Source organism: Pseudarthrobacter raffinosi, from assembly GCF_023913735.1.
GTDB lineage: Bacteria > Actinomycetota > Actinomycetes > Actinomycetales > Micrococcaceae > Arthrobacter > Arthrobacter raffinosi.
Window position 1 is genome coordinate 1 of sequence record NZ_JAMXBH010000045.1, and the last position, 3,606, is coordinate 3,606.

The 3,606-nt window shown below is 65.9% G+C and carries 3 protein-coding genes; all 3 read right to left on the bottom strand.

From position 1 onward, the window contains the following. Window positions 1-150 precede the first annotated feature (150 nt). Genes NG698_RS21430 through NG698_RS21440 form a run of 3 tightly spaced genes read right to left on the bottom strand, consistent with a single transcriptional unit; the run spans window position 151 to window position 3,402 of the window. A complete protein-coding gene (locus NG698_RS21430; protein WP_252612270.1) occupies window positions 151-450 on the bottom strand; it encodes a DUF6262 family protein in 300 nt (99 codons plus the stop codon). Beyond that, the gene (locus NG698_RS21435) at window positions 447-2,351 is read right to left on the bottom strand and encodes a tyrosine-type recombinase/integrase (RefSeq protein WP_252612272.1); all 1,905 of its coding nucleotides are present in this window, start codon (window positions 2,349-2,351) and stop codon (window positions 447-449) included. The genes NG698_RS21430 and NG698_RS21435 overlap by 4 nt, the downstream gene beginning before the upstream one ends. Continuing rightward, on the bottom strand, window positions 2,317-3,402 hold the full coding sequence (locus NG698_RS21440; RefSeq protein ID WP_252612280.1) for a tyrosine-type recombinase/integrase: 1,086 nt from the start codon (window positions 3,400-3,402) through the stop codon (window positions 2,317-2,319). The genes NG698_RS21435 and NG698_RS21440 overlap by 35 nt, the downstream gene beginning before the upstream one ends. Window positions 3,403-3,606: the final 204 nt, after the last annotated feature.

The window sequence follows — 3,606 nt, forward strand, 5'->3', positions numbered from 1 at the left end:
TGACGTCGCTCCGGGCTTGTGATTTAGTCGCGTAAACGGTCCGATAGACGCGCTCGTTTTTCAGGGCAGAGAAGAACGATTCGGCCATGCTGTTGTCCCAGCATTATCCGGCTAATGGCCTGGGAGTGCGGGGATTGGCCGGTTAAGGATTTAGTTGTTTCGGGAGGTCAGTTTCCGGAGTTGTTCTTCGTGGCGCCGCACGCTGGTGGCGAGGGTGTCGAGTGCGGCGCGGAGGGTGGTGATCTCGTCGGTGAGGGCGGTGAGGGTGCCGCTGGCGGCGGCGCGGTGACGGTTTTCCTCGATGACACCCCGGAGTATGGCGTCCCGGTAGAGAGTGGTGCGGCCCAGGCCGGTGCGGGCGGAAACGGCGGTGAATGTCACTGCCTGTCCGTTCCGGAGGAGCTCGGCGCAGGCGCGCTCGACGCTGTTGAGGGTGCTCGTGTTCGTCATCCTGCGGTGGCCTCGTTGATCAGTTTGTCGAGTCGTGTGATGAGCTGTTTGTGTCGGTCGGCTTCGGCGATCCAGCCTCGTTGTTCGGCGTCGCGGGCGAGTGCGTCGGCATCAACGCGTTGGGCGGCAAGGATCGGCAGTGAGCTGGGCTCGGCGTGGAAGCTGGGGCAGTGTTCACAGATATTTGCGTAGGCGCAGGCGCCTTGGGCGGGTGCCCGCAGGCAGAACCCTCCGGCCATGCGGGACTTCAGCAGCGGGGTGTCCTTCCAGTCTTTTCCGCCGGTGATGTCTCTGAGGGGCAGGCTGGTCCTGCCGGTCGTGGGTGTGAGTGCCTGTTGTTTGGCCAGATCAAGGGCGCGCTCGTATTCGGTGCGCACGGTGGCGTCGAACAGCCGTCCGTAGCGCAGGCTCATCTCGGCGGACATGTGGCCGAGCAGCGCCATCAGGGCCTGCAGCGAGACGCCGGCGTTGACCAGGGCGGTGGCGTAGGTATGCCGAAGCTGGTGCGGGGTGATGTGTTCGAGCCCGGCGAGACCGGCGGCGCGGTCGAGTTCGGCGCGGACGGTTTGTTGCCCGAGTCGGCGTCCGTGGTGGGTGAAGAGAAACTGGGCCGGGCGTCGGTAACGCGGGTGGGGCAGCGGCCGGCCGTGCGATCTGGTGTGGGTTATGTGGTCGATCAGCTCCAGGATCTCTTCATCGAGGGGGACCATCCTCTCGGTGTCCAGTTTGCCGAGTGGGACCTTCAGCCAGCTGCCGTGGCCGGGGACTTCGTGGACACAGTCCAGTTCAAGGTCGAGCAGTTCCCCGATCCGCAGCCCGCAGGAGCGCTGCAGCCGCAGAGCTGCAGCGGCCAGTTCATTTCCCGGGGCCTCGGTGAGGGCCTGGGTGAGGCGCCGGTCGATGTCGACGGGCAGGTAGCGGGGCAATGTTTGCGGCAGCTTGGGAATGTCGTCGCGGAACAGCAGCTTGCGTGGCGGTGCTTCGGGCCAGTCCCACTCGGTGATGTCGGTCAGGAAACCCATCAGCGCGAGCACCCGCCGGGACCGGTCAGCGACGGTGATACTCTCACCGTTTTTGGTGTTGACGGCATCGACCATGCTGGTCAGGTATGGCTCGATGTGTTTGCGTCGATCGAGGGCAGCGACGGAGTCCAACTCCGGGTCGATGCCTGCCAGGAACTCACCGAAGTGCTTGAGCCGGGTCGCGATCGTTGACACGGTCTTGGGCCGGCAGGTCGCGCGCTTTCGGTCCAGGTAGGCGATCATCGCTGCCCGGATCGCTGGGCGCACCTGGGCCAGCCGCTCGGCGAAAGGGACCGGGCCGCCGGCGCGGGGCAGTTCATCGAGCACTCCGAGGTGGAACAGCACCCGTTGGGCGTTGCTTGCCGCCGACAGGTAGTGGTGGTGTCCCTTGCCGGTGCGCTTCTGCCTGTCATGGCAGGCTGCGGTGAACTCGGCCAGATCGGTCAGGGTGAGCTGTTCCAGGCGCCGGCCGGTTTGGATGAGGAGCCTAACGGGCACCTGGGAGCCGGTGGCGAACCGGACCCGTTCGGTGAATCCCAGGTCGGCGGCCGCGGTCAGGAACCGGTCAAGATCGGCTGCCAGCGGCGAGTCCTGGACCTCGCGCCAGATGCTGGAAAGCTTGCGTTCAAGCAGGTAGTCATAGCCCGGTCGCAGGCCTTGGTGCAGCATCAGGAAGGTGATGATCGGCCGGGTAGCTGACCCGGCGGACAAGCGAACCTGCAGCGGCTCGGCCGCCCATTGCTGCGGTTCCGGCCACCGCTTGAAGAACGTCCTGGCCGCTGAAGAGTACGCGCTGTTTCTCCGACCGGTCCGACTCAGGTAGTCCAGATACGCGGTGTGTGGGTCACTGCTGGGAACGGATGCGATCGCGAGCGGCATCGAACTCTGCTTTCACGTGGGCCGGAGCCAGATGGATGTAGCGGGCCGTGGTGTCGACGTGGGCATGGCCGAGCAAGGCCTGCATCACCGCCAGATCGACGCCGGCCTCGGCCAGCGCGGTCCCGAAAGTGTGCCGCAAGGCGTGCGGGTGACCGCCAACGATTCCGGTCACGCCGCGGTGATAACGGAAGACGGTGCGCAGCCCGGCCGCGGTCAACGGCTGGCCCCGGTTCGGCCCCTTGGCCACGAGAAACAGGCGTGTGCTGACGGATTCGGGCCGCTCGGCGAGCAGATACACTTGGATGACGGAAGCAACGTCCGCGTCAAGGGGCACCCGTCGCTCCCGCTGTCCCTTGCCGAGCACCTGCAGCCACCGGCCGCCGATGTCGACGTCCGCGACGTCCAGGGCCAGCACCTCTGCCGAGCGCAACCCGCAATAGAGCATCAAGCCCGCGATCGCCCGGTCCCTCCAGGTGTGAAAACTGGCCAGCAGCTCGGCGGCGTCGGGCTGGGACAACGCCTTGGGCAGCCGACGTGGTTCGCGCAGCCGAAGCGAGGAACGGTTCTTTGGCCGCCGGACCGTATGCGCGAGCATCCCGCTCCGCTCACCGGATGCGACCCAACGGGCTTCCCGGCCCTTGGGGACCGGGTTCTTCATCTCCGGGTCCCGCATCGCGGCGAAGGCGAACAAGCCTGAGATCGCGGCCAGCCTGCGGTTGATCGTCGTCGCGGCGTACTGATCCAACCGGCGCCCCGACAGCCTGATCACATTCGGTCCCGCTCTGCCCGGGACCTGGGCATCACGACAGGCGCGAAGGAACCGAAGCAGCACCTCCGTGCTCACCTCGGCCAGCGGATGCCCGACGGTCAGAAGCCACCGGCAGAACGCCAGCAGGTCATACCCGTAGGCACGGACCGTCTTGGGCGAGTAGTTCCTGTCCGTCAGATATGCAAGGTACTCATCCACGAGCCTGAACTGTGGCGCCGCCTGCCCGGCCAACGCCCAGCCGCCGTCACGCTCCTCAAGCGAAAGACCGTAATCGCTGTTCATGAAGAACAGGTGTACCAGTCGTGATCCAGCTCACAAGGAACGTCCCGTGGCATGGCGTGTCGCCGACCTGCAGAGATAACCGCATTAGCCGGTTAAGAGGGACACGCCGGTGCGCCCCATCGAGGAGCGCATGCCCAGGCCGGTCACCAAGGCCCTGAACTCGGTCGAGGTGTAGACGCTTCCCCGATCGCTGTGCCATATCGC